This window comes from Niallia taxi (genome assembly GCF_004005475.1).
Classification (GTDB): Bacteria; Bacillota; Bacilli; order Bacillales; family Cytobacillaceae; genus Niallia; species Niallia taxi.
In genome coordinates this window covers 86,438-112,522 of sequence record NZ_RZTZ01000006.1, presented here as the reverse complement: position 1 = coordinate 112,522, position 26,085 = coordinate 86,438, and the positions used below count along the sequence as shown (strand labels likewise).

The following is a 26,085-nucleotide window of genomic DNA, read 5'->3' as shown; positions in this document are numbered from 1 at the left end:
TGAGAGCATTCGCCATTTTGCTTTCTATTCAAAGTATGAAAACTCATGTGACATAACAGTTTAATTTTGAAAAAATAACGATTTGCAAGTTCTTACTTTTTAATAGAATCTTTAATTTTTAATACAACACTTACACAAGGAAGCAATACGCTCATGGCAAATCTTCGTATGAAATTGTTTTTAAAACGACGTTGCCAAAATAATGGTGGACGAGCTTCTGCCACAGCCTTTGGTGCATATTTCAGCATGTCAGCTTGATATGCTTGTAATGCATAGGACGAATCGTCATGCTTCACCAGCTTTTCTGCCAAGTTAACTGCGTCCAGTATGGAAGTGCTTGCACCAAGCCCGCTAGTTGGCGGCATAGGATGAATAGCATCTCCTATTAGTGTTATTTTACTGTGCTTCCACCGGGTAAGATTGCTAGGATACCAAAATGGAAAAGCAGCTGTCCTGCCTTTTTCAGAGTTATTGATAAGCTCTAGAAAGCTCTCGTCCCAGTGTCTTATTAGCTGGTATGCTTCTTTTTCAAGCTGATCAGAGGTTAAATTTCTGAAGCTTTTACGAAGCGTTTTATCTGTTGCTGCCACAGACCAGACAATATATGGGTCCTCCAAGACATCCATGCCTGCTATTAATTCATTATTTGTTTTTGGAGCATGAACCGTTATAAACATGCCAATACCTTTTGGACCAACAGCGAAACCAGGTCCTTTAAAAAAATCCTTGTTAATAGTTGATCCTAGCTGGGGAGTTAGCAAGGCTCTACCGGCAATCCCCATCACTCCTGCATATTTTGCTGTTGAGCGACCAAGGAGTTGTTTGGCTACTGCTGAATGCACACCGTCTGCACCTACTAAAATATCAACCTTTTCACTTTGGGCATTGGAAAAATGAAGGGTAATGCCAGATTCCTCTTCTTTGTAATGAGTGAATTGTGTATCCCAACGAATTACCTTTTCCAAGTCTATTGCTAATATTTTTCGTAAAGGAATTCTTCCAATCATAAGAAGGTCTTCCTCATCTGTTTGACGAAAGCTAAGCTTTGTTTTTCCATGATGATTTAATATCGAAAATTGTTGGAATGATTCAGGACCAGTACCACTTAGTTTCAGTAATTTTTCGATATTTTCAGGAAGATCTTCGCGAATGGATGCTAAAGCATCTTCACTTAAATGCAGGCGGTAGCCACCGGTTTCTTCAGCAGATAGGTCGCGATCAAACACGATAACTTCGATATTTTGTGCAATTAGCGCTTGAGCCAATGTTAGTCCACCAATACCAGCACCAATTATACCAACTCTCATACACAACCCTCCATCATGAACTAGACTTTTCAACTGTTTATCATATGCGAAATCACCGAAACATTATAACACCAACATATTTGTTAACAGAATGAAGGGATGATTAGCAGGTAGAAATGGTCGTATATAAGGAATTAATTTTACATTTTTTGGATGATGATTGTATAATGCTTATGTGTTGAATTATATATGAGTAAATAGTAGGATGAAATAACAATATAAAAGTACTAGTTATTAGGAATATATTTACAGAAGACCAGGATTCCTAATGTTTGTTATAATTATTCTGTTAATTTGAATTTTTGGATGGTGGAACATGGAAGAGCACATGAACGATAAAGACCAAACTCGGACAAACGAAGAAAGATTCCGGTTGTTAGTAGAGCATGTCAGTGATTGGATATGGGAAGTAGATGAAAATGGTATATATACGTATGCTAGTCCTCAAATTAAGGATATATTAGGATATTCTCCAGAAGAGGTTATCGGAAAAACACCATTTCATTTGATGGAGCCTTTGGAAGGAAAACGTATTGCGCCAATTTTTGAGTACCATGTTGCCAATAAGCTGCCTATTAAAAGCTTAGAAAATATTAATCTTCATCGGGATGGTCATGAAGTAATATTAGAAACGAGTGGTTCTCCCATTATTAACGCAGATGGAAAATGTATTGGCTATAGAGGCATAGATAGAGACATTACTTTAAGAAAACAGCAAGAGCGCAGACAGCAGCAGCTCTTAGATATTATAGAAGCCTCACCAGACTTTATTGCAACATTAGACACTGCCGGAAACAGTTTGTATTATAATCCAGCTGCACGTAAAATGCTTGGTGTTAATCAAGAGGAAAGCACTGGCGATCAAGTAACACAAAGATGGATTACAGATAAAATCAAAACAGTGGGTATTCCAACTGCAATAGAAAAAGGCCATTGGAAGGGGGAAACAACAATCCTTAAGGAAGATGGCGCAAAAATCCCAGTTTCTCAAATGATTGTGGCACATAAATCTGAAAATGGTGATGTTGAGTTTTTATCTACGATTGCCCACGATATAACAGAAAGAAAAGAGCTTGAAAAGGTAGTGTATTATCAAGCACATTATGATCCCTTAACAAATTTGCCAAACAGGAGATTTCTTATCAATAAATTGTCGAAATTGATTGAAAATCAAACAAAGCACAAAGTTGCAGTGTTGTTTATGGACTTAGATAATTTTAAGGAAATCAATGATAATCTTGGTCATGAAATCGGTGATAAATTACTCAAAATGACAGCGGATCGCCTAAAAAGTGGTGTGAATGAAGCAGACTTCGTTTGCCGATATGGCGGAGACGAGTTCATATTAATGCTGGAAAATATCCAATCTAATGTGGAAGTGGAAGAAAGGGCAGAGCGGATTATCGAAACATTCCAGGAGCCATTTCAATTTGACGGAATCTCATGGAAGATAAGCGGAAGTATAGGTATAAGTATCTTTCCAGATGATGGGGCCGATTTAGCGGCATTAATACAAAAAGCAGATAATGCGATGTATCAAATAAAACGAACCGGTAAAAATAATTTTTCAAGAGAATAAAATCATTTAATGAAAATGGGAGCTTATCTTATCTTAATAGGGGAGCTCCTTTTTCTGTGTTGCTTCAGTTCGAGTTTTGGTCTAATCAAGATAAGTAAGATGGACATTTAGGCATTAGAAAAATAGCTGTTTTAAAATAATAGGATATAAAACTTGTTAAATTGTGGAACTTTTTCTATTTTGATGCGTAATAAATAGTGGCAAGTATTCAAGCAGAGAAAAAAGAAATTATTTTGTACTAATAATCTTGTGCCATAGCTGAATTACTTACTTAAGATAGGAAGGAAGATATGACTAAAAAAAGCTTGCTGATAAATATAATTGGGTGGATTTATATGACAGTTTTAACGATCCTATACTATTCGAAAGAGTATCCGTATATAACGAGTGGTCAAAGTGGATTTATCATCTTTATGATTGGTTTATGCATGGCTCTGTATAGTCCGAAGTTTGGAGCGGATTTTAGAAACTTGTTAAAAAAACCCCCTGAAACACGTAAGCATAACTAAAAACAGACTTGGAGATAAAAAGTAACGTATTTGATTAATTACAACAATAGAATTAAACATATAGGGGGCGTGTATATGTATGGTTTAGGACTGTCTTTTGGACTGAAAATGCTATTATTAATTGTTAGTTTTTTATTAATAATATTTTTGTTTAATTATATTATGAGTAAAACATTAAAGGCAGATAGGAGAAAGTTATTTTCTGATTTCCACATTAATGAAAAACATAAAATGATAGATTGGACACTAAGGATTATTACGATATTTTGTCTACTTTTAATATTCCCTATTAACATGGATGAAACGAAAAGCTTTTGGATTCTACAGCCGTGGATAATATTGAGCCTGTTTCTGTTTGTTTCTGAAATAGTAAGGGCTGTTATGGAAAGGAAATATGCCGAAAACCCCAATGCTTATAAATTAACACTTAGTCAATTGATTTTTGTCATTATAATGGCTTTTACTTTATTCAAGACAGATTTTTGGGGATTATTATAGGCTATTAAGAAAAGCTGTTAAGTGATGGGGGATGGAAAGAAGTTGATAACTGCTTTGACTTCCAAAAATAATTGAATGAATAACCAGCAACTGAATTGGTGTTAACTGGAGCAATGCTAATTGGAGCTGAAGTCGAACCTTATGATTTGTTTAAAGAAGTGCCAGAAACGTAAGAAGGATAGGTGTTTCCTAACTATTGTTTATTTCTGGGGATACATAAACTATATACTAAGAAATTAATAGGTAAGACTAATTTAAACCAAGCTATTATCGATGATTGATTTATGGTTTGGTTTTTGTATTAAAAAATAATAAAAACTTTTACTGAAGTGGAGCGGAGGACATTCGACTACTATGGGGAATAAAGGACGCTTTAGACCCCGCAGGCGAAGACGGGGAGGATCAGCTTACTCCCCGCGGCATGCGAGTGTATGTGAGCGTAATGAAACGAACAAATTCTAAAGTCATATTCTTTTTAATATCCATTGTTAAAGCTAGATAATATTTTATATTATTATGTGTAGCTAGGTTATATTTTGTTTTACTCATCCCTTCCCTCGCTTATTTATTTACCGATGCCTCATAAATACCCTTAATTGACTTAGCTAACATGGAGTCAAATTCCTCATTACTTTGGCTGAAAGTTAATCCTTCTGCTAAGGCACGAGAGAAACTAGCGATTAGGCCCTGATTCAAGGCTAGCTTTTGATTTGCATCCATTTGAGAATATCCCCCTGATAATGCAACAATTCTTATTACATGTGAATCTTCAAGTAAGTCGCTATAAAAATTGGTAACAGATGGAATGGATACTTTTAGGATAACTTTTTCATTTTCTCCAAGAGTAGATAGCTTAGTAAGGAGCTCTTCCTTTAATATCTTCTCAATGGCTTCTTTATCTTCACTATTTATATCTACCTCAGGCTCAATAATTGGAACTAGTCCCATTTCGATGATTTGTTTACCAACTTCAAACTGTTGATCAACAACCTTTTTTATTCCGTTCCTATTAGCTTCCTTAATAAAGGAACGCATTTTTGTCCCAAAAATATTTCGATCAACGGCACGTTTAAGTAAATCATTTAGATTTGGCATTGGCTTCATTAGTTGAACTCCATCACTTAAATCGGCTAATCCCTTATCAACTTTTAGGAAAGGGACAATCCCTTTTTGCTTCCAAAGATAATCAGCAGTATATTCTCCATCGATTTTCCGGTCCATTGTGTTTTCAAATAAGATGGCGCCTAAAATATATTCAGCGTTAAAGGCGGAACTTTTGATAATACGAGTTCGCATCTCATGTACTAATACATACATTTCTTCTTCATTTGCATAGCTGTTTTCCTTAACTCCATACAGTAATAAAGCTTTAGGGGTACTTCCACCACTTTGATCCAAAGCAGCTATAAACCCTTTACCTGTGCGAATTCTTTCTAATTGCTCTAAATTCATGATTATTCCTCCTTGTTTAAATAGAATGACTACAAAAACTAGCATTAATTTAAGATTAACTAACTAGAGTCTGAACAAGCATCAATTCTTTATTTAATTTACCCATTTTTTAGTGCATAAATCCTTTTAGGAGGATGCAAAAAGTACCTGAACTTATTTTGAACAAATAACTCTGTTTACCGTATGTTGTTGCCTCAAATAATTGATATAATATAAAAAATTGATAGAAATTAAACATAATAGAGAAGAGGTCTTTTTAAGTAATGATTTCATTAAGAAATGTGCAAGCTAACGACTTAAACCAGTTGTTAGCAATTGAAAATGAAGGTTTTTCAAAAGAAGAGGCTGCCACGAAGGAAGCTTTTGTGGAAAGGATTCAACTTATCTCAGATACCTTCCTTGTTGCTGAAGTTGAAGGAGTGATTATGGGATACATTAATGGTCCGATAATTCATCAACCATATATCACGGATGATCTTTTCGAACAAATTAAAGAAAATCCGAAAAGTGGAGGCTATCAGAGCGTTTTAGGACTGGCTGTATCAAAGCATGCTAGAAACCTGGGAATCGCAAAGATGCTTATAAGTAAGCTGGAGGAGCTTGTTGAAGAAAATGAAAGAGAAGGAATTACGCTAACATGTAAACAAGAACTAGTTAGTTTTTATGAAAGGTTTGGATTTAGCAGCCATGGCCTTTCTGCATCCCAACACGGAGGAATTCGCTGGTATAACATGGTGAAAGAAAGAAGCAAGGGGTAAAAAGAGCTGAATCTTCCCGAAAGTAAGAAAGAAAGCTTTGAACGATAATATATAAACAATGGAAAGAAAACAGACTTAAGGGCTGTTTTTTTTTTTTGACTGGTTATTGGGAAAGAGGAGCTATCTTGAGAAAATCTCTAAATCCAGAAACAATACATAAACCAGTAGCACCTTATGTGCATCAAATCGAAATAACAGGACCTGATAAATGGTTAATGATGTCGGGCCAAATAGGCATGGATATAGAAGGGAATATACCTGATGATCCATTAGAGCAATTGCAATGCGCTCGACAATATTAAAAAAACTCGTAGCTGCAAATATAACTGTTTCTGATTTAACTAAACTAGTCTTCTATTTAGTTGGTGACTTTGATGCAGAGAAAAGAAGAAATATAATTGGAGATACTGTGGGAGAGAACCTTCCTTATACGACCATGATGTATGTGTTAGGACTTGCAGCACCTGCTCTAAAAGTAGAGGTGGATGCATAGGCCTGTCAGGAATTAATTAGTCGTACCCTGAAATATTTTAAGCTTCTAGCTGTAGTTTTAAAGGAAATATGTTGAAGTAAAATTCCTTTGTAGATTATTTCTGCAAAGGCATTTTTTATTTCAAAATTAATAGCTATAAACGGTTATAATTTATTAAGAGGTTTAACTAGATCGTGTGAAAAGTAGGCGTGTACAAAATATCCTCAAGTGATAGAATAATAATCATAATAATGAACGAGGTGAAGTTTAATGGTGAATGGTGCAGATGTGTTAATGGTCATTGATTTACAAAATGGTGTTTGTTACAGCGGTGAAGAGCATTTATACGAGTTACAAGCTCTCCTTGAAAAGGTTAATAATAGAATTGCTGTCTATAGAGGTTTAAATAAACCGATTATATTTGTTCAGCACGGTGATGAAGAGTTAGTTCCAGAAGAAGAAGCGTGGGCAATTCATGCCAATTTAGATGTACAAGCCCAAGACCTTTTTGTAAGAAAAACGCATGCAAACTCTTTTTATAAAACAAATTTGAAGACAATTTTAGACCAACTGTCTGTACAAAAAATTGAATTTTGTGGCGCGCAAACAGAATACTGTATGGATGCAACCGTTAAATTTGCGCACGGATTAGGATATGAAAATACTATGTATAAACAAGCAACCTCCACATTAAATAACTCATTTATGTCAGCAAAAGACACGATACGTTTTTATGAAAATATCTGGAATAATCGCTACTTACAACTAATAGATGATGAAGGCTAGAATTTTGTTCCTTATGCTATTATTTACTTCAGTCTTATATTTTGAATAGATAAATGCTTAAGCAATAGAAATATATCAATTCATTGTCGGGAAATTTATTAATATGATGTTTATATTGGTGATATACTTAAGTTATTAAATAAATCTAGTGAGGTGTGTATTATGGGAACAGGAAATAAAGCAATAATTACGGTAGAAACTACCGTTAATGCACCAGTGGAAAAAGTATGGGAGTTTTGGACAAAGCCAGAGCATATAACAAATTGGTCATTTGCTTCTGAGGATTGGCATGCACCAAGGGCTGAAAATGATTTGAGAGCTGGTGGGAAATTCCTTACGAGAATGGAAGCAAAGGATGGTAGTTTCGGATTTGATTTCGGCGGTGTGTATGATGAGGTTAAGCTAAACGAATTTATTTCCTATACACTTGGAGATGATCGAAAGGTTACTGTTTCTTTCCTTAATCAAGATAATCACACTAAAGTAGTTCAAAGCTTCGAAGCAGAGGATACTAATTCCAATGAGCAACAAAGTGCAGGCTGGCAGGCATTTCTTAATAATTTCAAAAGCTATACGGAGCGTTCTTAATATATACCTTCCCTTGGTGGAAGGTTTTTTATTTGTACAGGATATATTTATGAGTGAGTGCATCCACAAGAAAGGCAATACCTTTTTTCTTGTATAAAAAACACCCCGAAAATTAGATTTTAACTCTAACTTTTGGGGTGCAGCACTGGATTAGACATTTTTTGTACATTTTGTAAGTACCTTGCCAAGTAACTTAATTACTACTAGAGTAATACTATTACTACCATTTGTTGTAATAATGAAGTCTAAGCTCCGCAACAATTACTCTTCTTCAGGCTTCGTAGATAGCACTTCTTTTTTCAAAAACCAACATAAGACAAACGCGATAATCGCAATGACAAATGAATACATGTAAATATGCTGGAATGAGTCAATAAATAAGGTGTTTATTTGTGTTAACAACCCTTTTGGTAACCCTGCCGGCACACCACCAGCAGCTAAGCTATTCATATTTTCAGCCATACTTGCGGGAAGTTTATCGCCTAAGCTTTGTAATTTTGATGTCAGTGTTGATGATAATAAGTTACCAAATAAACTTACCCCGACTGTAGCCCCGATTGTTTGGAATAACGGAACAGTCGCAAGCGCAATGCCTTTATTCTCTTTGTCAACAGACTCTTGTACGATGAGGTTATCACCGCCAAACAAAACGCCTAAACCAAGACCTGTGATGAAAAAGAAGATGATTATTTGGACAATTGTTGTAGAAATACTCATATGTGAGAACAAGTAGAATCCGATGATTGGCATGATAAAGGCAATGCCAAATAATTCTCTGTAACGAAATTTTGTTATAAGAAATCCACTAACCATAGCTGAAGCAACCGCTCCTACCATCATTGGCAATGTCAAGTAGCCAGCCTCAGTTGCAGTTAATCCCAGCACATTTTGCGCAAAATATGGGAAGGAAGAGAATGATCCCATTAAACCAATGCCTACTGTGAAAACAATTAAAGATAGTACAAGAATATTGCGATTTTTAAACAAATGCAAAGGAACAATCGGTTCTTTTACCTTACTCTCCACAAAGAGGAAAATCCCAAATAAAATGGCCCCAAGGCATAACAAACCTATAATTAGCGGAGAGCCCCAAGTATAACCATTATTTTCAACTAGTACTGGCGTTATTAGCAAGGAAACGATTGTAGCTATTAATAATAATGCGCCGCCCCAATCAATAACGACCTGTTTTTTGATAGCTTTTTCTCGTAAACCACTTGCAAGCAAAAGTGCTGCGATAATACCAACAGGAATATTAACAAAGAAAATCCAATGCCAGCTTACTTGATCAACGAAATATCCGCCCATTAATGGACCTAATAACATTGGAATAAACATGATTGGACCCATAAAGCCTTGAACTTTTGCTCGCTGTTCAACTGGAAATAAATCACTGGAAATGGTCATGGCAAGGGGCATCAAGCCACCAGCTCCTAAACCTTGAATCCCGCGTCCAATAAGGAGCAATGTCATAGAATCTGCTAATCCGCAAACAATCGACCCACAAATGAAAAAGGCCATACTCATTAAATATATTTTTTTGCGACCCATTAAATCGGCTAATTTTCCTAGTAAAGGCATGAATGCAGACATTGTTAACATATATACACCGCCGACCCATCCATACATCGCCAATCCACCTAAATCACGAATGATTGTGGGCATTGCAGTATTGACAACTGTTTCATCTAGCTCAGAAAAAATCAGCCCAATTATTAACCCAAGCATTACCAGAATTTTATTGCTTTTATCAGCTAAAACTGGTTCTTGATATTTTGTAATACTTTCCATTCATCTAACCCTTTCACCATTTGATAAACGGATTATATATATTATTTATGAACTATATGTGAACTTTGGATGAGAATTTCTAAAGAATTAGCAATCACTGTTTTTGGAATAATCAAATTTCCAACTTAGGAGATCAAGTATTGTAACTGGAGATGGTTTCTTGATGCATTTTCAACATATAAAAATATTTGTGAGAGCTTGCCACATTTTGTGAAGCCTGCATTATGTGAGATTTATAATAAATACGAGGAAAGTGACGATGATTAGGTGAAAAAAGGCTGAAAAAAAACAAAACTTCTCATTAAGGAGTTTTGCTTTTTTATTCTAATATGTTAAAGAACTAGTTAATCAAGTGTATGTTTCAAGGCATTGTACATATTTTCTACATGTTCATCCACTTTATCTCGTGACATCCGTAGGCGTTCTACTGAAGTGCCATAGCCAATTTCTAGTTTATTTTCTTCCAGTCCCTTGAAAATACCATCTGCGAATTCATCTAATGGTTCCCCGTGTGTATGCAAGCCAGCGCCGCCTAAATCAGTATTAACTGCAGGTGGAGCAACTTCAATTACTTCTACAGATGTATCTGATAGCTGGTGGCGCAGACTCACTGTAAATGAGTGAAGTGCAGCTTTAGTGGCTGAATAAATTGGAGCAATTACAAATGGCGTAAAGGCTAATCCAGATGTAACATTAATGATTGCTGCATTTTCTTTTTCTGCAAAAAATGGGGCAAACAGCATACAAAGGTGGAAGGGTGCTTCAATATTAGTAGTAAGTTCGTTATTAAAGTATCTCCAGTTAGTCTTAGCATCTGCTTTTAACAGATTAAAACGCTGTTGAATTCCAGCATTGTTCACTAATACATTCACTTCAGGATGGTTCTCTGATACCCAATTAAAAAGAGACAAGCGATCAGATTCATTATTTAAATCACTGACATATGTAATAAGCTCAGGATATTTTTCCTGTGCATTTTGAAGGGCATTTTCACGTCTGCCTGTAATGATTACTTTGTTGCCAGCCTTTAAAAATCGTTCTGCAAAAGCTAATCCAATCCCAGCGCTTCCACCTGTAATAAGTATTGTATTGCCAGAAAGTTTCATATAAGTTCCTCATTTCTGATTATGGTTTTATGTGAATTTAAAAATTTATACCTATTTTGTTATATTGCATTTGTATAACGGCTATTTTAGCAATCCTCTGCAAAGAATCAGTCAACAATGAATTCTCATCTATCATTGCTTGTATTTCCTCAGTATTTTATCTTAGCTCAGTAGTTCCTTCTCCTTCTAGTACCCAATTTAAATATTGCTTAATACTACATATAGGAAAATGTGTATTTTACAAATAACAGTTTCAAGGAACGACATTTGACTCACAGATAATACCCATCAGCCTGGCATCATGGATACTTAATTAATAGGATTAATCCCTTTTTTTCTAATAATGTAGCGTTGATTCATTAATAAAGAACTATGCTGCAGCTTCGCTTTTGGACAACCCTTCATCAAAACTCCTCAGACCTTTAGCTTTCCTTATCGCAAGGATAATAATACGACTTAAACCGCAGTTTAAGTTACTAGAAAGATTAAAGTTAAATTATTTTGTGCTCAAAGAACTTCCCTCATTTGTGTAAATCTTTATGAAATGGAGCATCTTAAGCAGGGAGGTGTTTCTATGAAAAAATCGAGGTATTTTTTAATTGTTCTCTTTATAATTAGTTGGTCAAGCTTGTTTTTTATCAACAAAAATGCCTTAAAACGATTCCTCCCGGCAGCTATTTTTATAAGTATAGTCACAAAATGCACTAATATTTATGCTAAGAAAAGAAGGTGGTGGGCTTTTTATCAAAGCATCCATCCAAAAGTAGCTGGGGAAGATACTTGGGCTTGGGGACCTTTCTTTGCTCTTACCATTTGGGTGTTAAAGTGGACATATGGTAAATTACCGCTGTATATTTTGGTAAATCTAATGATACATTCCCTGTTTATTTATTTTGTTTTGCCGCTATTAAAACGTATGGGTATCTTTTCACTTGTCAGAATTACGGGGAAACAGTATTTTTTTGTTTATTTATTTAGAGAGATTCTTTTGTATTCTTTTCAAAGTATAAAGGAATACATAGGCAGAAAAAAACTAACTTAAGTAATTTAACATTCAAGAAAAGATGGCAGGGATTTGCATCGTTTCGACTTGTATGAAAAAAAGGAAGACATATATGAATAACGTTAAATAATAAATGTATAAAACCTTGTTATAACAGGATTTAGGCATTTTTAATTATGTAGATAGGTTTTCTTTCTTTGTTTGCTGATGCTTACAAATAATGTTAATAGTTAGTTGGAAAATAGGTGTGACATATTCATGATTCGTATTTAGCTTGAGTAATCATGAATAAGAAAATTGTGGTGAGTTATAAGACGATTCTTAGTTGTCTCACTTACTCTAACCGAATCATAAGCACAAACGGAAAGGAGTCTATTTTCTTTTACAATGACGTCAGCTTCTTTTTCTGAATTAGTTATATTTTCATGGACCTCCAGTACATCGCCCCATTCCACATGTGCCCAGCTTCGTACAGAAAATGTCTGTTTTGAATATCCTTTTATTAACCTTGGAAGATAATCGAATATGGATGCACATTGGAAACTACCCTTAGCGAAATAAAAGTCGTAATTATTGACAAATTTTATTTTATTTAATTGTGTATCACTTAATAAATCTTTAAGGCCTTTTTGTATAAGCGGAATAATCCGATCATTTTCTATGATGATAGAATATTGATTTTGTTCTAGGCCAGAGATAACAAAGTCGATAACATTTTGAATATATGGATCTATATATTCAAAAAAATAGATTATATGTCCTTCGTTAAGATTTTTCAGATTATCTATGACTGTAAGCTGGTTTTTCTCCAAAATTTCACCACATTCTATTAAATTAGTTATTATTTCTTCTAGCATAACATTGTTTAGCTATATTTCGTATATATTTGACCCTTTCATAAATTGCACCAAAAAAGCAGGGATAAAAATTGATAGTATTCATGAGTTTTGCTTAATGGAAACATATTTATAGCTAGCTTACTTTTATAAATTGCATCAAAAAGGTTGCTCTAGACCCACCCGATTGCCCATTGTTATGATGTAATTATCGTGTTGGAGGGAGAGAGAGGATGGAGGAACAGAAATTCAAGGATTTAAAACTCGGAGAGCGTGGAGCAATTATTAGCATTATTGCTTACATCTTTTTATCTATTATAAAAGTTACAGTTGGTTATCTGACAGACTCTGCGGCATTACGAGCAGATGGTTTGAATAATACAACAGATATAATTGCTTCACTTGCAGTATTAATTGGCTTAAAGCTTTCGCAAAGACCAGCAGATAAAGACCATAAATACGGTCATTGGAAGAGTGAAGCCATTTCCTCGATGGTTGCGTCTTTTATCATGATGGTTGTTGGGATCGAGGTTTTATTTGGATCCATTACCTCTTTATCAAATGGAAATAGTGAATCGCCTGACGTAACTGCAGCTATTGTTGGAACATTTTCTGCTGTCATTATGTATGGTGTCTATCGGTATAATAAAGCACTCGCACTTAAAATTAAGAGCAGTGCAGTCATGTCGGCAGCGAAAGATAATATTTCTGATGCTTGGGTAAGTATCGGAACTGCTATAGGAATATTGGGAGCACAGCTGAATATGCCTTGGCTTGATAGTGTAACGGCCCTTATAGTCGGTCTGTTAATTTGCAAGACAGCATGGGATATTTTCAGAAATGCTTCACATGAGCTGTCAGATGGATTTGATGAAAATAAATTGGACGAGTATAAGCAAGAAATTATCAGTATAGACGGAATAAAAGGGATTAAAGAAATGAAAGGGAGAAGCTATGGGAATAATGAAGTTATTGATGTTGAAATACTGGTAAACTCAACATTAGATGTAAAAAAAGCGCATGATATTGCAGACAAAGTAGAAGCTGTTTTAAACCAAAAGTATGGCGTGTATCAAGTGCATGTTCATATTGAACCACATTAATATAGTTGCAATGACAAAGTTATAGGGATTTATATAAAAATAACGGCCGAGGTAAGCACTAAGCATCATTTACTACTATAATAAATAGTAGATTAAAAAAATGCTGCGGAAGGAAATAAGAAATGCTTATTAACAAGATGAAATTTATGTACAATTTAACTTCACAGGAGCAGTATATTGTCAATTATATACTTAAAAATCCTTCCATCGTTTTTGATTCAACTGCAAATGAGCTTGCTAAATTAACCTTTACAAGTTCATCAACAATCGTAAGGCTATGTAAAAAGTTAGGAACAAAGGGTTATCCTGACTTTCAACTGAAGCTCGCGCTTGAATACAAAGAAGAGGATCAAACAAAACAAGCAAGCATTAGTTATCCAAACAACAGCATGGTAAGTGGATTGGAGATCATTCCGGAAATTTATGAGCAATCATTTGTTGAAACAAGAAAGTTAATTAATGAAAATAGCTTGGGTAATATTGTTGAAATCCTTGCGAAAGCAAAACGGATAGATATTTACGGAGTGGATTTAAATTATTTTGTAGCACAGCAAGCTAGCGCTAAATGGAATGAAGTTGGGGTTATGGCAGTAGCCTTTAATAGTGCGAACGAGCATTACTTAACAAACTTAACAAATAGCGATACGACTGTTTCCTTTGTTATTTCCCATACTGGCAGGAATAAAGCGATGATAGAAATCGCAAAGAAGCTAGTAAAAAATAATATGACAGTTATAGCAGTCACTGGAAGTCGTGATAGTTTACTTGCTAAAATATGCAATGAAACGATATTAACGTATATGAAGGATGAACATTTTAAGCTTTCAAAAATATATAGAATGATGTCTTCGCTTTTTATCTTTGATGTGTTATATATGAGTTCCTTGAAAAACAAGCCTGAGGAGTAAAAGTCTTTCATACATAGAAAAACAGTATCATCATGTAATGATACTGTTTTTAAATTATTATGATAAGTCAGCCGCAAATTTAATGCCAGCATCCTTCCTAGCTGCGACAACCTGCTCTAAAACAGAATGGCTGTAATCAAGCAATTGATAGCACTGTTCATAATCCTTCCTTTTAAATATATCCTGGAAAGCAACAAGCTCGTAGTATAGGTTATTGGTAGTTGTTTGGCTATTTAATTCCACCTTTGACGCACCTGTATGAAGATATACCCGGCGACATCCGTTTGCGCCATTTTCGACATGAATGAAACCTTTTTCACCTTGAATAAGGGCAAAGTTCATACTGTTCGTGTCTTTGGCACCAGCACATTCTGCGATAAAGTCAGGATAGTTTAGAACTAATACTCCAGAGGTATCAATGCCATTTGCATGCTTATTGGCAGTATAGCTAATTTGGTCAGGTGTACCGAAAAGATTCATCACAAAATGAAGATTGTAAATATTAATATCCACTAAAGATCCACCTGAGAATTCAGGATTAAATACATTAGGTGTTTCACCTGCAAGTAATGCATTATATCTGCTTGATAACTGACTATAATTACATTGCACCAACTTAATTTGGCCTAATTTATGAAGATTTTCTTTCACTAATTGGAAGTTCGGCAAATGTATTGTTGTTATTGCCTCAAATAGCATAAGATTTTTCTGCTTTGCCAAAGCTATTAAAGTATCTAGTTCCTTCACAGTAGAAGTAAATGGTTTTTCACATATTACATGCTTGCCATGCTCAAGTGCTTGTTTTGCATGGTAGTAGTGAAGGCTGTTCGGTGAAGCAACATAAACAACTTCCACTTCATTGTCTTCAAACAGTTCATCCAAGCTTGTATAAATAGTAGATATCTCATACTTGTCTGCTAGTGTTTTTGCTGTTTCTTGTTTACGGCTGTACATTGCTGTGCATACAGCCTCGTCAGTGGAGTCTACTGCAGCAAGAAATGCATCTACAATAAATCCTGTACCTATAGTCCCGATTTTCATTATAAATTCTCCGTTTCGTAATTAGCATTTTTTGCAGCGTTGACGCCATCATTCAGGATTTGTAAAACCGCTAAAACTTCCTCGTCTTTTACCGGTTTTTCCGTTTTTTGTTTAATACTTTGATATAGCTTTTCGTATAAAATTCCATAGTCTGTAACCTCAGACTTCACCTTTTCTTGATGCTCAACACCATTTGTATCAACATAGGATAGCGTTCCCCAGTTACTTTCTTCCTCTGTCTCAAAGCTAACCTTTGTTGGGCCATTCTCATTTTTCTGTTGATGTCCGCTGCTATACTTGATAAAGCTGCCTTTATCGCCATGGACTACAAATTTCGGATGATTGATTTTTACAGCCAAGCTACATTTAACAGTCGTTTTTAATTGACCATAATGGAAATCTATATCGATATAATCATCTGATTCTCCTGGGTGGTAAACGCTTCTGACATCATAGTGGATTTTTTTCGGCTTTCCAAAAAGGGAATAGAGCTGATCAATTGTATGAACGGCCAGCCCATGCATCATGCCAAATTCTTTATTTATATATTGTGGGCGGAAATAATCATAGTGTGATTGAATTTCAATAATTTGTCCAAGCACACCGCTTTCTATTACTTTTTTTAATGTCAAAAAGTCGCCATCAAACCTTCTATTTTGATTTGCCATCGCGATTAAACCTTTGGATGCTGCAAAATCAAAAATTTCTTTAGCTTCTTCAACAGTTGCTGCAAATGGTTTTTCTACCAATACGTGTTTATTATTTTCTAGTGCTTTTCTGGCATATTCCGTATGACTGTCAACATGTGTACAAATCACAACCAGTTCAATCTCTGGGTCTTCAAGCACTTCTTGTAGATTTGTCGTGAATTGAATGGAAGGGTACCAGCCTTCTCTTTCTGTATCCCCGATGCGATCCTCTTCTCTGCGATAAATGCTTTTTATTCTGATATTTTCTTTCCTTTCAAGATACGGTAAGTGGTAATTGACTACTGCGTTCCCAAATCCAATAAAAGCAATTGTTAACATAAGAAAATCTCCTTTCCATCTTCAAAATAATCATAGCATCATGGATTTACTTGAGAAAAGAGGTGGAGGGGATTTAGGAGAACGATTTCATTATTTGTGAATCCTAAAAGAGATTCTGAAATTGAATTTCATTTCCCGAAATCTGATTTTTACTATAGTCGCTGCAATAATTCTTATAATTGCTGGATTTTTTAGCGGATATCGTTGTTATGTCATTTGGGAAATAGTATAAATTTTTGGCTAAACTAAATAGAAAAAAGCGTCGCTGCGGCCAGTTTCGAGATTTTGTGCTATAGACAAATATTTTTATAGACCCTATAATCCGAATTAGTTTTAGATAGCGCTTACAAAAAAGTATTTGTCGACAAGTACGAATAATGGTTCAGAGAAAACTGGGAGGGAAACACATGAATAATCAAAAGAAGTCCTTTTTAGAGAAAGTATCTGATTTTGTAGTAGATCGTCTGGCCGGACCGATGGCAAAATTCGGTAATATACCTGCAGTAGCGGCAGTTAAGGATGGTCTAGTGGCCATTGTTCCAATTGTGATTATTGGCAGTTTGTTCTTGTTAATTGCGATGCTGGGATTGCCAGGAACCTTTAGTGAGGATCCCCTCATTCCCGTTCTTTCCTCTGTTTCATCGAAGTTTTTGATATTTTATAATATGACAATGAATTTTTTATCACTGTATGCAGCAATAGCCATTGGCATGAGCTATGCTAAACGATTTGAAATTGACTCGATCAATGCGGCATTACTAAGCATAGCTGCCTTCTTCTTAATTAATATAAATGACTTATCTAACGGAATGAGTGTAACTAACTTCGCAGCAGGCGGGTTATTTGCAGCAATCATCAGCAGTTTAATTAGTATTCGGCTGTACCGCTTTTTCTTAGAAAGGAAAATTACGATAAGGATGCCAGATGGTGTTCCAGCAAATGTTACGAATGCCTTCGTTGCTTTAATTCCCTTTTTCGTTATATTTACCTTGTTATGGGTTGTACGATCCATTCTCAACTTTGATATTACAAGCTTTTTAAACACAGTTTTAGGGCCGGTTTTTAGTGGTACAGATAGCATTTTTGTTTTTATCCCTAGAGTCCTAATCGGTCTATTGCTTTGGGCAGTTGGCATGCATGGTGATAATATGATTGGACCAATTTTTGAACCCTTAAAGCTGCAATGGGTCGCAGAAAATGCTAAGGCATTATCTAATGGAGTGGATATAAAACAATTGCCTCATATATGGACAACGGTAGTAGAACGTATCACAATCTGGCCAGCTGCCGCTTGGGGAATTTTATTCTGGATGTGGAAATCTAAGTTGAAGCAGGCAAGGACAATGGCAGGAATTGCAACACCTGCGGCAATTTTCACCATTGTTGAGCCAGTAATCTTTGGCTTGCCAATTGTTTTAAATCCATTTTTTATCATTCCTTTCATTCTCTCTGGAACAATTGCAGCAATTGTCACCTACAGTGCTTTTTCCCTACATCTAATCAATAGAGTTTTTGTAGAATTACCATGGGCAACACCGCCGTTTATCTCCGGCTATGTTGCTACAGGTGGCGACTGGAAAGGTGTCTTGATGGTGGTAATTAATTTTGCCATAGGGGTTGTGGTGTATTATCCGTTCTGGAAAGCATATGAAAAATCAGAAAAGCAAAAAGAGAGCATTCAGGAGAATGAACAGACAGCTGATTCTTCTGTATCTGTTTGACATGTAGGCATAATAGGGGAGAGAAATAATCCAGCTGTAATTTGCAGCTGGATTAAATAGTTTAGTGAAAAATAAGGTTAAAGTGGGAAAATAACGAAGAAAAGGATTGGATTATGTAGTAAAATACTCTTATACTCTAAAAAATTTTCAACGTAAAAGTAACGTGGCAAGGATGTATAAATGAGAAATAAAAAATTGAAGTCAATTTTTATTATATCTTTTTTTATAGTGGTTATTTTCATGATGGTGAATATATATTCTTCTTATTCTAGTATAAAAAAAACGGCAGAAAACTCTATCGTCAATCAAAATATAGAAACTGCCAAAAAAATAGCGGCTTCATTAGATACAGAAACATATAAAAAGTTTCTTGAAAATCCTGTGAAAAGCAAGGAATATGACGTCATTCAACGCTATTTAGAAGACGCCAAGGAAAAAAACGGCTCTTTACATGTGTACACACTGCTAGTTAATAACCCTAATGTAACGAGGGCGATGATTGTTGCCTTGCAAGATAGTGAGCAAGAGTTTCCTATTGGCGGAATATGTACGATTCCAAAAGAACAGGTAGTGAAAGCTTACAACGGAAAGACTTTTTCAACTGACATTATCCAAGATCCAATATATGGTGAATACCTAACTGTCGGAGTGCCTATTAAGGATCAAAAGGATGAAATCATCGGCTATCTTGGAATTGATATTAGCCCAGATACAATCAATAATGTGAGTAAAAAGGCATTAAAAAGCAGTATTTCTGCCTTTATCTTTAGTGGTTTGTTTGTCATTCTTATGCTTGCTGCTTTTTTTGTTCTCCAAAAATGGTATACAAGAGAGCTGAAAAAAGAAGTAGGCGATACAGAGGATACCTATCAGTTTGAACTGCAATCACTCATATCATCTGTGCAATCATTACGTCATGACTACTCTAATCATATTCAGGTGCTGCATGGGCTGCTTAAGCTTGGACTAATGGACAAAGCTAACGATTATATAGCCATGCTAACTAAAGAAGTACATTTAATACAATCAATCAATTTAAATGTCAGCAACCCCGGTTTATCTGTGCTTTTGCAAACGAAAAAGCTTGCTGCTCAAAATCATAATATTGATATTCAATTTGATGTAATAGACAACGAGTATAGGAAAATAGCGTCAACAGATTTAATCAAGGTATTATCTAATTTAATAGATAATGCAATGGATGCAACAATAGAATTGCCTGAGCAGCAACGAAAAATGAGCATTACGTGCAAGGCTGATGCTAAAACATATATATTTGAAGTTTGTAATACTGGATATCCGATTAATGATAAAGTGAAGGAGCAAATCTTCAAAAGAGGGTTTTCGACGAAAAAGGCCCAAAAGGGAAAAATCAGGGGTCAAGGACTATTTATTGTTAAAGAAGTAGTGAATAGATATGGTGGGGAAATTTCTATTCAGTCTAATAAAAATGAGACGATTGCCCGTGTAAAAATACCAATAAAACAAATAACAACGAAAAGGACTGATAAGCAATGAATACTTATCAGTCCTTTTTGTTTATTTAGCTGCTTCTGGTTCGTTTCTCAAAGCTTGCTGTTTTTTCGTTTGTGATGCTGATTGTGTTCCCGGCGATACTTTTTTGATAAAGAAGGATAGAATTAATCCAACGATAGCAATTCCGATAATCACAACATAAGCATCATTAATTCCCTGTATTGTTGCATCTAACATCATTTGAGCTTGGTTGGCAGCATTTCCGCCAGCAGACATTGCATCTGTTAAATGTGTTTCCGTACGAGTTGTCATAATCGTTACAAGCAGGGAAGTACCTACCGCACCAGCGACTTGTCTAATAGTATTGGAAATTGCCGTACCATGTGCAGTCAAGCTTGCAGGCAGCTGATTTAATCCGGCTGTTTGAATAGGCATTAACATAAGTGCCATTCCGATACGACGGAAGGTAGACATAAGAATTAAATAAGTGTAGCTCGTAGAATCCGTTAAATCTACGAAACCTATTGTTGTAATAATCATAATAAGAATTCCGCTAATGGACAGCCATTTTGCACCATAGCGGTCGAAGAGTCTTCCTGTAATAGGCATTAGGAAGCCCATTACTAATGCTCCAGGCAGTAATAATAGTCCTGATTCTAAAGCTGTATAGCCGCGGGCACTTTGTAAATATAATGGTAGCAGCATCATATCTGCATACATAACCATTGTAACAGCAATGTTGATAACTGTTGTTAAGGAGAACATATTATACTTAAAGGCTTTAAGATCCAGTAATGGACTTTTAGAAGTCAACTGTCTCCAGCTGAAAAGTGCAAGTGCAATAACACCGATTGCTATAGATGCTAGCACTTCAGCACTTGACCAACCTTCACTGCCAGCACGGCTAAAGCCATATAATAATGTTCCAAAACCAATTGTAGACAGAAGGACACTGATAATATCCATCTTAGTCGCAACTTGCTCAGAAACATTTTTTAGGTAAATAAATCCACAGATAATTACTAAAATGGCGAAAGGAATCATTCCATAAAACATTACTTCCCATTTATAGTTTTCAAGAATATAACCAGCTAGTGTTGGTCCGATTGCAGGAGCGAAAATGATTGCAAAGCCAACCATCCCCATTGCTCCACCCCTTTTATTTGCAGGGAAAATCGAAAATATTACGTTTGTAAGAAGCGGCATGATGATACCAGCTCCTGCCGCTTGAATCATACGGCCAGTCAGGAGAACTGGGAAGCTTGTTGCTACAGCAGATACAATCGTCCCTGCCAAGAAAATAAACATAGACGCTTGAAATAGTTGGCGAGTCGAGTATCTTTGCATAAAATAGGCTGTGATTGGAATAAGAATTCCATTAACTAGCATATAGCCAGTTGTGAGCCATTGTGCAGTTGCCGCCGTAATGTCAAAATCGATCATTAATTCTGGAGTAGCAACGCTCATTAATGTTTGGTTTAACGTCGCTAAGAAAGCTCCTAAAATCATAATAAATAAAATAGGCCCTTTTTTAATTGTACTTGTAGATGTTTCCGTATTACTCAATGTATAACTTCCTTTCCTTTGCTATAGACTTAATTTACACTGTGTAAGATAATTAACATGGCATAAAGTAGATTATAAACGGTCAATGCTATTTTGCAATTTACAATTGTGAGCATTGTGTAAACTAATTTACATATTTTTATCTAATGTTAATTAGATAGAGGATTTAGTACATTTAAATCATATTTGTTTATTAGGGAGGAAAGGTAAAGCCGATGGATGCTTCCAAAAATCAAACAGATCCTAGAATTGTTCGTACACGACATTTAATAAAAGAGGCTTTTGTTGACCTATTAAAGGAAATGGATATAGAGAAAATGACTGTAAGTAAGATTGCAGCGCGAGCGACTATAAGTCGGGTAACGTTCTATCTGCATTACCGTGACATACCAGATATGTTAGAAAAGATGGCTGACGACATGATAGAGGATATCCAGCAAATTCTTTACGCAAGAACAGAAGAGCAATATTCAAGTAATGCTGATTGGCTGGTGCTAACAAGCTTGCTTGAGCATTTTGCGGAGCACTCTAGCTTTTATAAAGAGACATTAGGCTCCAGAAAAACACCAATATTTATGGGAAGATTGTCAAATGAGCTGACGAAAATGATTACAGAGCGTATTAAGGAAAAAGGCAATGCCAAAATTGGGAATGGGGATGAAGAAATTCAAACAGATATTGCCATGTGGTATGGTTCCTCAGCACTAATTGGAACAATTGTGGCTTGGCTGCGTAATGATTTGCCATACACACCCCATTTTCTTGCTAAGCAATTTTATCTCCTGGCACATAAAATGGAAATTGATAATCTTTTAAATTAGAAAAGAAGGTTATCCTTCTTATTTATAAATGTATAAAATAGGAAAATAAAACAGTACTTCCCTTAAGGTCTTATTCTTCGGAATAGGGCTTTTTTCTATGGAAAGTATTAATTCAGTTCCTGCAAAAGTGTTTTCCTTTTATTTTCAGTTAGTCTGTTAAGCTGCCGTTGGGTGGCTTTTTCATATTTATAAATGAAGTAAGAACAGAGAAATAACGATAAAAATTTCCTGTTTTATTGTTGCAGTATACCTTATTGCTTGACTTAGAGTTAACTATAGGGCTTATGCTAGTTTTGTAAGAGAATAGGAATCTATCTCTTTAAAAATTATTTTCTATTGGAGGTTCAAACAAATGACAACAGCTAAAGCTAGAGCAGTAGACGGTCCAGATAAGTCGTTCCGAGCTGCAGAAATTAAAAGACGTGACCTGGATTTAACAGATATTCTGATTGAAATCAAGTATGCAGGAATATGTCACTCTGACATCCATACTGCTCACGGTGAATGGGGTCCAGTGAACTATCCACTAGTACCAGGACATGAGATTGCCGGAATTGTCACAGAAGTTGGACCTGAGGTAACAAAGTATAAGGTTGGTGACAGAGTTGGAGTCGGCTGTATGGTTGATTCATGTGGAGAATGTGAGAACTGCGTTAGAGGTGAAGAGCAATACTGCCTTAAAGGGAATATTCCTACATACGCTGGTGTGGACAAGTATGGTGAGCCAACACAGGGTGGCTATTCTACACATATTGTCGTAACAGAAGATTTTGTGGTGAAAATTCCTGATAACATCGAGCTTGATGCTGCAGCACCATTACTATGTGCAGGTATTACAACATATTCACCATTAAATCGCTGGGGAGCAGGTCCAGGTAAAAAGGTTGCAGTTGTTGGTCTTGGCGGATTAGGTCATATGGCTGTTAAAATTGCACATGCTATGGGTGCTGACGTAACAGTTCTATCACAAACATTAAGTAAAAAAGAAGATGGACTACAATTCGGTGCAAATAATTACTATGCTACAAGTGACCCAGCAACATTTGAGAAGCTGGCAGGCTCCTTTGATCTTATTATTAACACAGTAAGTGCGAGTATTAACCTTGATGCATATATTTCCTTGCTGTCACTTGACGGAACATTGGTAAATGTCGGTGCACCTGGTGAGCCGTTATCACTTAACGTAATGTCATTAATCGGACATCGCCGTTCCTTCGCAGGCTCTATGATCGGCGGCATTCGTGAAACACAAGAAATGCTAGATTTCTGTGCAGAGCATGATATAGCTCCGAATATTGAAATCATTTCAGCTGATGAAATTGACGAAGCATATAAGCGTGTACTTGCTTCTGATGTTAAATATCGTTTTGTTATTGATACAAGTACAATGTAAGCTTTGTTAATTAACTATGAAGCTATTAAGGATGCCTTAGGATAAAGGCATCCTTTTCTTTACGAAAAATTATTTTCTAAAGTTCAATATTTGTGTATTCCTACTATATTTCTAGGAAAAATCTTATTAGGAAAATAACCATCGTACTAGTACAAATGCTGTAACTCCTGAAATAACTGTCCATAATAAGCTTCGAGTACTTATCGCAAAAATTATGGTGACAATTGCTGCCAACAGTTCTTTGTTAAGCAATAAATTTACTTCGTTATTCTTAATAAATAACTCTTGACCAACAATGGCAGCTAATATTGCAATCGGCACAAAATGCAGCCATTTTTGTACACCTTCAGACAGCTTCATTCTACTGAGTACCATAATTGGCATCACTCTTGGTATAAACGTAACTACAGCACCGCCAATTATAATAAGAAGAACATTCCAACTTACTTCCATTTAGACATCACCAACCCTATTGAAGCTGCTAAAATAGTTGCAATCAGAATACTAAAGCTACTAGAGAACCATAACGAACTAATTAATAAAAGCAGCACTGCAAGTATGCTGACAACCAAGTCACTTAACAATGTTTTTCGTTCCGCAATGGTTATAACTAATAAGCCAATAAATATTGCAGGTAATGCAAACTCTAAACCAAGTACATCTGTGTTTGTTATCCACTGTGCAAAGTAAGCCCCAGATAAGTTGGCAATAAACCAATTAATATAGGCAGTTATATTCAGACCATGCATCCATTTTTCACTTAAATTATTCTTCTGAACACTCTTTTGAAGGGCAACACCAAACGTTTCATCCGTTAATATTGCACCGATTAACATGTTACGAAAGGGGGAGACATGCTGAAAAAAAGGTGATAAGGCAGCACTTAACAGCAAATGTCGCAAATTAACAAAGAAAATAGTGGTTATGACAGCAATTGGCGGATTGATTAGATACATACTAGCAACGATAAACTGGGCGGAGCCAGAATATACAAATAATGTTAACAATGAAATTTCTGCTAGACTAAGCCCTGCCGTTTTTTGAACAAGACCACATGCAAACCCAATGCTTAAGTATGTGATAAGTGTTGGTATACAAGCTCGTACTCCTTGAAAAAAAGAATCATCTGGCTCACTTCTCGGTGAGACATGAGAATAACTAGTATTAAGTGACATAATAAGCTCCTTTCTAAATAGGTGTTGTTATACTAACTACTATGATGCATGGAGAATAAAACGGTTCAAAATAATTATTTGAACCGCTTTCCAGTAACTACCCTTAATAATTCTTTATTTTCACGCCAAAGAGCCTCTACTCTTTGCTCCCCAATTTCATTTGTTAATGCCGCAAATATAATATCATGGCCAATATATTCTAGTGCAACTAAAACAAGGGCTGGATCTTGTGTTTTAATGGCCCAACCTTGAGTAGCTGGGGAAAAATTCGCAATAATAACCTCTTCATTATCACGGGCTACAATTGTCAGTCTGCCATTTGTTCGCTCTTCTGCTACTTTAGGAGACATGTAATCATGATGTGTAGTATATCCAAGCGTAGTATCGGGAGCTCCAAATAAAATGGAGGTAACAGAGAGTCCGTCCTTTTCTTTACGTAACACTGTATCCTCTATAGAAGGAATTTGTGGAGCCCAAACGGATAACCAAATTTCATCCTGAGCATGTATGATTAAGCTATTCATTTCCGCAAGGACATTCTCATCACCACTAATACGATGAATGGTGTCTACCTCTTGTTCGCTTTCGAGTATGGATAAGTTTTTTTCTAAAAAGTCAAATGAATTTTCAAAATTTAATCGCAAGCGAGATATTAAATCTTTTGCTGGCAGTGGAGCATAATTTACAGGGTCAGATGGAACTATATAGACCGCACCTTTATCAAGAAGCTTTCCAAGTACTTCGTAAATCATGGAACGAGGTACACTGGAACGCTTACTTATCTCATAACCTGTCATGGGGGAATGCTTTAGTAAACTGACATATGCTTTACATTCATATTGTGAAAATCCGAGCTTTTGCAATTCCTTGAAAATATCGTCCATCTTAGCACTCCTTCTGATTTAAATTGTTTAGTAGTTAGTATAATACTTACTCCATGCCTTTATAGTAGTTAGTTTAATACTTCCTAATTTTAATTTCAAGAATTTTTTTACTTTTTGATAAAGGGGAGGCTAGGGTTGTTAGAAAATAAACGGGGAAAGTCAAATTAACATTCGCTTCTTTATTTTTTATATTTCAACTAAACAACAAATAAAGAGCCCAAATGATAAGCAAAATTTATAAGTTTGCTTATCATTTGGGCTTATATAGAAAGAAATAGTTATGG

Annotated in this window: 23 protein-coding genes and 1 pseudogene; 13 read left to right on the top strand and 11 right to left on the bottom strand. The window is 35.6% G+C overall.

Going from position 1 to position 26,085, the window contains the following annotated elements:
• Positions 1 to 92 precede the first annotated feature (92 nt).
• On the bottom strand, positions 93 to 1,307 hold the full coding sequence (locus EM808_RS16155; RefSeq protein WP_127739248.1) for an FAD-dependent oxidoreductase: 1,215 nt from the start codon (positions 1,305 to 1,307) through the stop codon (positions 93 to 95).
• 316 nt (positions 1,308 to 1,623) lie between these two features.
• Here EM808_RS16155 and EM808_RS16150 point away from each other — a divergent pair, with 316 nt between their 5' ends.
• Together EM808_RS16150 and EM808_RS16145 are read left to right on the top strand one after the other, a co-directional pair.
• Positions 1,624 to 2,886: a sensor domain-containing protein gene (locus tag EM808_RS16150; RefSeq protein ID WP_127739247.1), complete on the top strand. Its 1,263-nt coding sequence runs from the start codon at positions 1,624 to 1,626 to the stop codon at positions 2,884 to 2,886.
• A gap of 584 nt (positions 2,887 to 3,470) precedes the next feature.
• On the top strand, positions 3,471 to 3,893 hold the full coding sequence (locus EM808_RS16145) for a DUF4181 domain-containing protein (RefSeq protein WP_127739246.1): 423 nt from the start codon (positions 3,471 to 3,473) through the stop codon (positions 3,891 to 3,893).
• 561 nt (positions 3,894 to 4,454) lie between these two features.
• Here EM808_RS16145 and EM808_RS16140 read toward each other — a convergent pair.
• On the bottom strand, positions 4,455 to 5,345 hold the full coding sequence (locus EM808_RS16140) for a fructose bisphosphate aldolase (protein ID WP_127739245.1): 891 nt from the start codon (positions 5,343 to 5,345) through the stop codon (positions 4,455 to 4,457).
• A 263-nt stretch (positions 5,346 to 5,608) separates the two neighbouring features.
• Here EM808_RS16140 and EM808_RS16135 point away from each other — a divergent pair, with 263 nt between their 5' ends.
• From EM808_RS16135 to EM808_RS16120, 4 genes and pseudogenes are all read left to right on the top strand, one after another.
• Positions 5,609 to 6,103, top strand: coding sequence for a GNAT family N-acetyltransferase (locus EM808_RS16135; protein WP_127739244.1), 495 nt, complete (start codon positions 5,609 to 5,611; stop codon positions 6,101 to 6,103).
• A 125-nt stretch (positions 6,104 to 6,228) separates the two neighbouring features.
• Positions 6,229 to 6,596 (top strand): annotated as a pseudogene (locus EM808_RS16130) (RidA family protein).
• 252 nt (positions 6,597 to 6,848) lie between these two features.
• Positions 6,849 to 7,361: a cysteine hydrolase family protein gene (locus tag EM808_RS16125; RefSeq protein WP_127739402.1), complete on the top strand. Its 513-nt coding sequence runs from the start codon at positions 6,849 to 6,851 to the stop codon at positions 7,359 to 7,361.
• Between the two features lie 162 nt (positions 7,362 to 7,523).
• Positions 7,524 to 7,949, top strand: a complete 426-nt coding sequence (locus EM808_RS16120) for an SRPBCC family protein (protein WP_127739243.1) — start codon at positions 7,524 to 7,526, stop codon at positions 7,947 to 7,949.
• A 261-nt stretch (positions 7,950 to 8,210) separates the two neighbouring features.
• Here EM808_RS16120 and EM808_RS16115 read toward each other — a convergent pair whose 3' ends face one another.
• Entirely contained in the window at positions 8,211 to 9,740 is a 1,530-nt protein-coding gene (locus tag EM808_RS16115; protein WP_127739242.1) for an MDR family MFS transporter, read from the bottom strand.
• 344 nt (positions 9,741 to 10,084) lie between these two features.
• Entirely contained in the window at positions 10,085 to 10,846 is a 762-nt protein-coding gene (locus tag EM808_RS16110; protein ID WP_127739241.1) for an SDR family oxidoreductase, read from the bottom strand.
• Positions 10,847 to 11,420: 574 nt separating this feature from the next.
• On the opposite strand from EM808_RS16110, the gene EM808_RS16105 reads away from it, so the two are divergent.
• The gene (locus EM808_RS16105; protein WP_127739240.1) at positions 11,421 to 11,888 is read left to right on the top strand and encodes a hypothetical protein; all 468 of its coding nucleotides are present in this window, start codon (positions 11,421 to 11,423) and stop codon (positions 11,886 to 11,888) included.
• A 230-nt stretch (positions 11,889 to 12,118) separates the two neighbouring features.
• On the opposite strand, the gene EM808_RS16100 is transcribed toward EM808_RS16105, so the two are convergent.
• Positions 12,119 to 12,661, bottom strand: coding sequence for an MEDS domain-containing protein (locus EM808_RS16100; RefSeq protein ID WP_235856628.1), 543 nt, complete (start codon positions 12,659 to 12,661; stop codon positions 12,119 to 12,121).
• Positions 12,662 to 12,918: 257 nt separating this feature from the next.
• Between EM808_RS16100 and EM808_RS16095 the strand changes: the two genes are divergently transcribed.
• On the top strand, positions 12,919 to 13,788 hold the full coding sequence (locus tag EM808_RS16095) for a cation diffusion facilitator family transporter (RefSeq protein WP_127739238.1): 870 nt from the start codon (positions 12,919 to 12,921) through the stop codon (positions 13,786 to 13,788).
• 122 nt (positions 13,789 to 13,910) lie between these two features.
• Complete coding sequence (locus tag EM808_RS16090) at positions 13,911 to 14,696, top strand: MurR/RpiR family transcriptional regulator (protein ID WP_127739237.1); 786 nt, start codon at positions 13,911 to 13,913, stop codon at positions 14,694 to 14,696.
• 57 nt (positions 14,697 to 14,753) lie between these two features.
• Here EM808_RS16090 and EM808_RS16085 read toward each other — a convergent pair whose 3' ends face one another.
• Both EM808_RS16085 and EM808_RS16080 read right to left on the bottom strand, forming a co-directional pair.
• Positions 14,754 to 15,737, bottom strand: a complete 984-nt coding sequence (locus EM808_RS16085) for a Gfo/Idh/MocA family protein (protein WP_127739236.1) — start codon at positions 15,735 to 15,737, stop codon at positions 14,754 to 14,756.
• A complete protein-coding gene (locus EM808_RS16080) occupies positions 15,737 to 16,765 on the bottom strand; it encodes a Gfo/Idh/MocA family oxidoreductase (RefSeq protein ID WP_127739235.1) in 1,029 nt (342 codons plus the stop codon). The genes EM808_RS16085 and EM808_RS16080 overlap by 1 nt, the downstream gene beginning before the upstream one ends.
• Positions 16,766 to 17,172: 407 nt before the next feature.
• Here EM808_RS16080 and EM808_RS16075 point away from each other — a divergent pair, with 407 nt between their 5' ends.
• Together EM808_RS16075 and EM808_RS16070 are read left to right on the top strand one after the other, a co-directional pair.
• A complete protein-coding gene (locus EM808_RS16075; RefSeq protein ID WP_164849687.1) occupies positions 17,173 to 18,486 on the top strand; it encodes a PTS sugar transporter subunit IIC in 1,314 nt (437 codons plus the stop codon).
• A 240-nt stretch (positions 18,487 to 18,726) separates the two neighbouring features.
• On the top strand, positions 18,727 to 20,004 hold the full coding sequence (locus EM808_RS16070; protein ID WP_225314718.1) for a GHKL domain-containing protein: 1,278 nt from the start codon (positions 18,727 to 18,729) through the stop codon (positions 20,002 to 20,004).
• 21 nt (positions 20,005 to 20,025) lie between these two features.
• On the opposite strand, the gene EM808_RS16065 is transcribed toward EM808_RS16070, so the two are convergent.
• Complete coding sequence (locus EM808_RS16065; RefSeq protein ID WP_127739401.1) at positions 20,026 to 21,471, bottom strand: DHA2 family efflux MFS transporter permease subunit; 1,446 nt, start codon at positions 21,469 to 21,471, stop codon at positions 20,026 to 20,028.
• Between the two features lie 272 nt (positions 21,472 to 21,743).
• On the opposite strand from EM808_RS16065, the gene EM808_RS16060 reads away from it, so the two are divergent.
• On the top strand, positions 21,744 to 22,349 hold the full coding sequence (locus tag EM808_RS16060) for a TetR/AcrR family transcriptional regulator (RefSeq protein WP_127739232.1): 606 nt from the start codon (positions 21,744 to 21,746) through the stop codon (positions 22,347 to 22,349).
• A 352-nt stretch (positions 22,350 to 22,701) separates the two neighbouring features.
• A complete protein-coding gene (locus EM808_RS16055) occupies positions 22,702 to 23,742 on the top strand; it encodes an NAD(P)-dependent alcohol dehydrogenase (RefSeq protein WP_127739231.1) in 1,041 nt (346 codons plus the stop codon).
• Positions 23,743 to 23,868: 126 nt separating this feature from the next.
• Here EM808_RS16055 and EM808_RS16050 read toward each other — a convergent pair whose 3' ends face one another.
• The 3 genes from EM808_RS16050 to EM808_RS16040 form a co-directional block, all read right to left on the bottom strand.
• Entirely contained in the window at positions 23,869 to 24,195 is a 327-nt protein-coding gene (locus tag EM808_RS16050) for an AzlD domain-containing protein (RefSeq protein WP_127739230.1), read from the bottom strand.
• Entirely contained in the window at positions 24,186 to 24,917 is a 732-nt protein-coding gene (locus tag EM808_RS16045; protein ID WP_127739229.1) for an AzlC family ABC transporter permease, read from the bottom strand. The genes EM808_RS16050 and EM808_RS16045 overlap by 10 nt, the downstream gene beginning before the upstream one ends.
• Positions 24,918 to 24,991: 74 nt before the next feature.
• Positions 24,992 to 25,801, bottom strand: a complete 810-nt coding sequence (locus EM808_RS16040; protein WP_127739228.1) for a TrmB family transcriptional regulator — start codon at positions 25,799 to 25,801, stop codon at positions 24,992 to 24,994.
• Positions 25,802 to 26,085: the final 284 nt, after the last annotated feature.

What these genes read in the sequence shown, in the direction of transcription:
- EM808_RS16155 (WP_127739248.1), bottom strand. Translation starts at nt 1,307, where the DNA reads ATGAGAGTTGGTATAATTGGTGCTGGTATTGGTGGACTAACATTGGCT.
- EM808_RS16150 (WP_127739247.1), top strand. Translation starts at nt 1,624, where the DNA reads ATGGAAGAGCACATGAACGATAAAGACCAAACTCGGACAAACGAAGAA.
- EM808_RS16145 (WP_127739246.1), top strand. Translation starts at nt 3,471, where the DNA reads ATGTATGGTTTAGGACTGTCTTTTGGACTGAAAATGCTATTATTAATT.
- EM808_RS16140 (WP_127739245.1), bottom strand. Translation starts at nt 5,345, where the DNA reads ATGAATTTAGAGCAATTAGAAAGAATTCGCACAGGTAAAGGGTTTATA.
- EM808_RS16135 (WP_127739244.1), top strand. Translation starts at nt 5,609, where the DNA reads ATGATTTCATTAAGAAATGTGCAAGCTAACGACTTAAACCAGTTGTTA.
- EM808_RS16120 (WP_127739243.1), top strand. Translation starts at nt 7,524, where the DNA reads ATGGGAACAGGAAATAAAGCAATAATTACGGTAGAAACTACCGTTAAT.
- EM808_RS16115 (WP_127739242.1), bottom strand. Translation starts at nt 9,740, where the DNA reads ATGGAAAGTATTACAAAATATCAAGAACCAGTTTTAGCTGATAAAAGC.
- EM808_RS16110 (WP_127739241.1), bottom strand. Translation starts at nt 10,846, where the DNA reads ATGAAACTTTCTGGCAATACAATACTTATTACAGGTGGAAGCGCTGGG.
- EM808_RS16105 (WP_127739240.1), top strand. Translation starts at nt 11,421, where the DNA reads ATGAAAAAATCGAGGTATTTTTTAATTGTTCTCTTTATAATTAGTTGG.
- EM808_RS16095 (WP_127739238.1), top strand. Translation starts at nt 12,919, where the DNA reads ATGGAGGAACAGAAATTCAAGGATTTAAAACTCGGAGAGCGTGGAGCA.
- EM808_RS16090 (WP_127739237.1), top strand. Translation starts at nt 13,911, where the DNA reads ATGCTTATTAACAAGATGAAATTTATGTACAATTTAACTTCACAGGAG.
- EM808_RS16085 (WP_127739236.1), bottom strand. Translation starts at nt 15,737, where the DNA reads ATGAAAATCGGGACTATAGGTACAGGATTTATTGTAGATGCATTTCTT.
- EM808_RS16080 (WP_127739235.1), bottom strand. Translation starts at nt 16,765, where the DNA reads ATGTTAACAATTGCTTTTATTGGATTTGGGAACGCAGTAGTCAATTAC.
- EM808_RS16075 (WP_164849687.1), top strand. Translation starts at nt 17,173, where the DNA reads ATGAATAATCAAAAGAAGTCCTTTTTAGAGAAAGTATCTGATTTTGTA.
- EM808_RS16070 (WP_225314718.1), top strand. Translation starts at nt 18,727, where the DNA reads ATGATGGTGAATATATATTCTTCTTATTCTAGTATAAAAAAAACGGCA.
- EM808_RS16065 (WP_127739401.1), bottom strand. Translation starts at nt 21,471, where the DNA reads ATGATTTTAGGAGCTTTCTTAGCGACGTTAAACCAAACATTAATGAGC.
- EM808_RS16060 (WP_127739232.1), top strand. Translation starts at nt 21,744, where the DNA reads ATGGATGCTTCCAAAAATCAAACAGATCCTAGAATTGTTCGTACACGA.
- EM808_RS16055 (WP_127739231.1), top strand. Translation starts at nt 22,702, where the DNA reads ATGACAACAGCTAAAGCTAGAGCAGTAGACGGTCCAGATAAGTCGTTC.
- EM808_RS16050 (WP_127739230.1), bottom strand. Translation starts at nt 24,195, where the DNA reads ATGGAAGTAAGTTGGAATGTTCTTCTTATTATAATTGGCGGTGCTGTA.
- EM808_RS16045 (WP_127739229.1), bottom strand. Translation starts at nt 24,917, where the DNA reads ATGTCACTTAATACTAGTTATTCTCATGTCTCACCGAGAAGTGAGCCA.
- EM808_RS16040 (WP_127739228.1), bottom strand. Translation starts at nt 25,801, where the DNA reads ATGGACGATATTTTCAAGGAATTGCAAAAGCTCGGATTTTCACAATAT.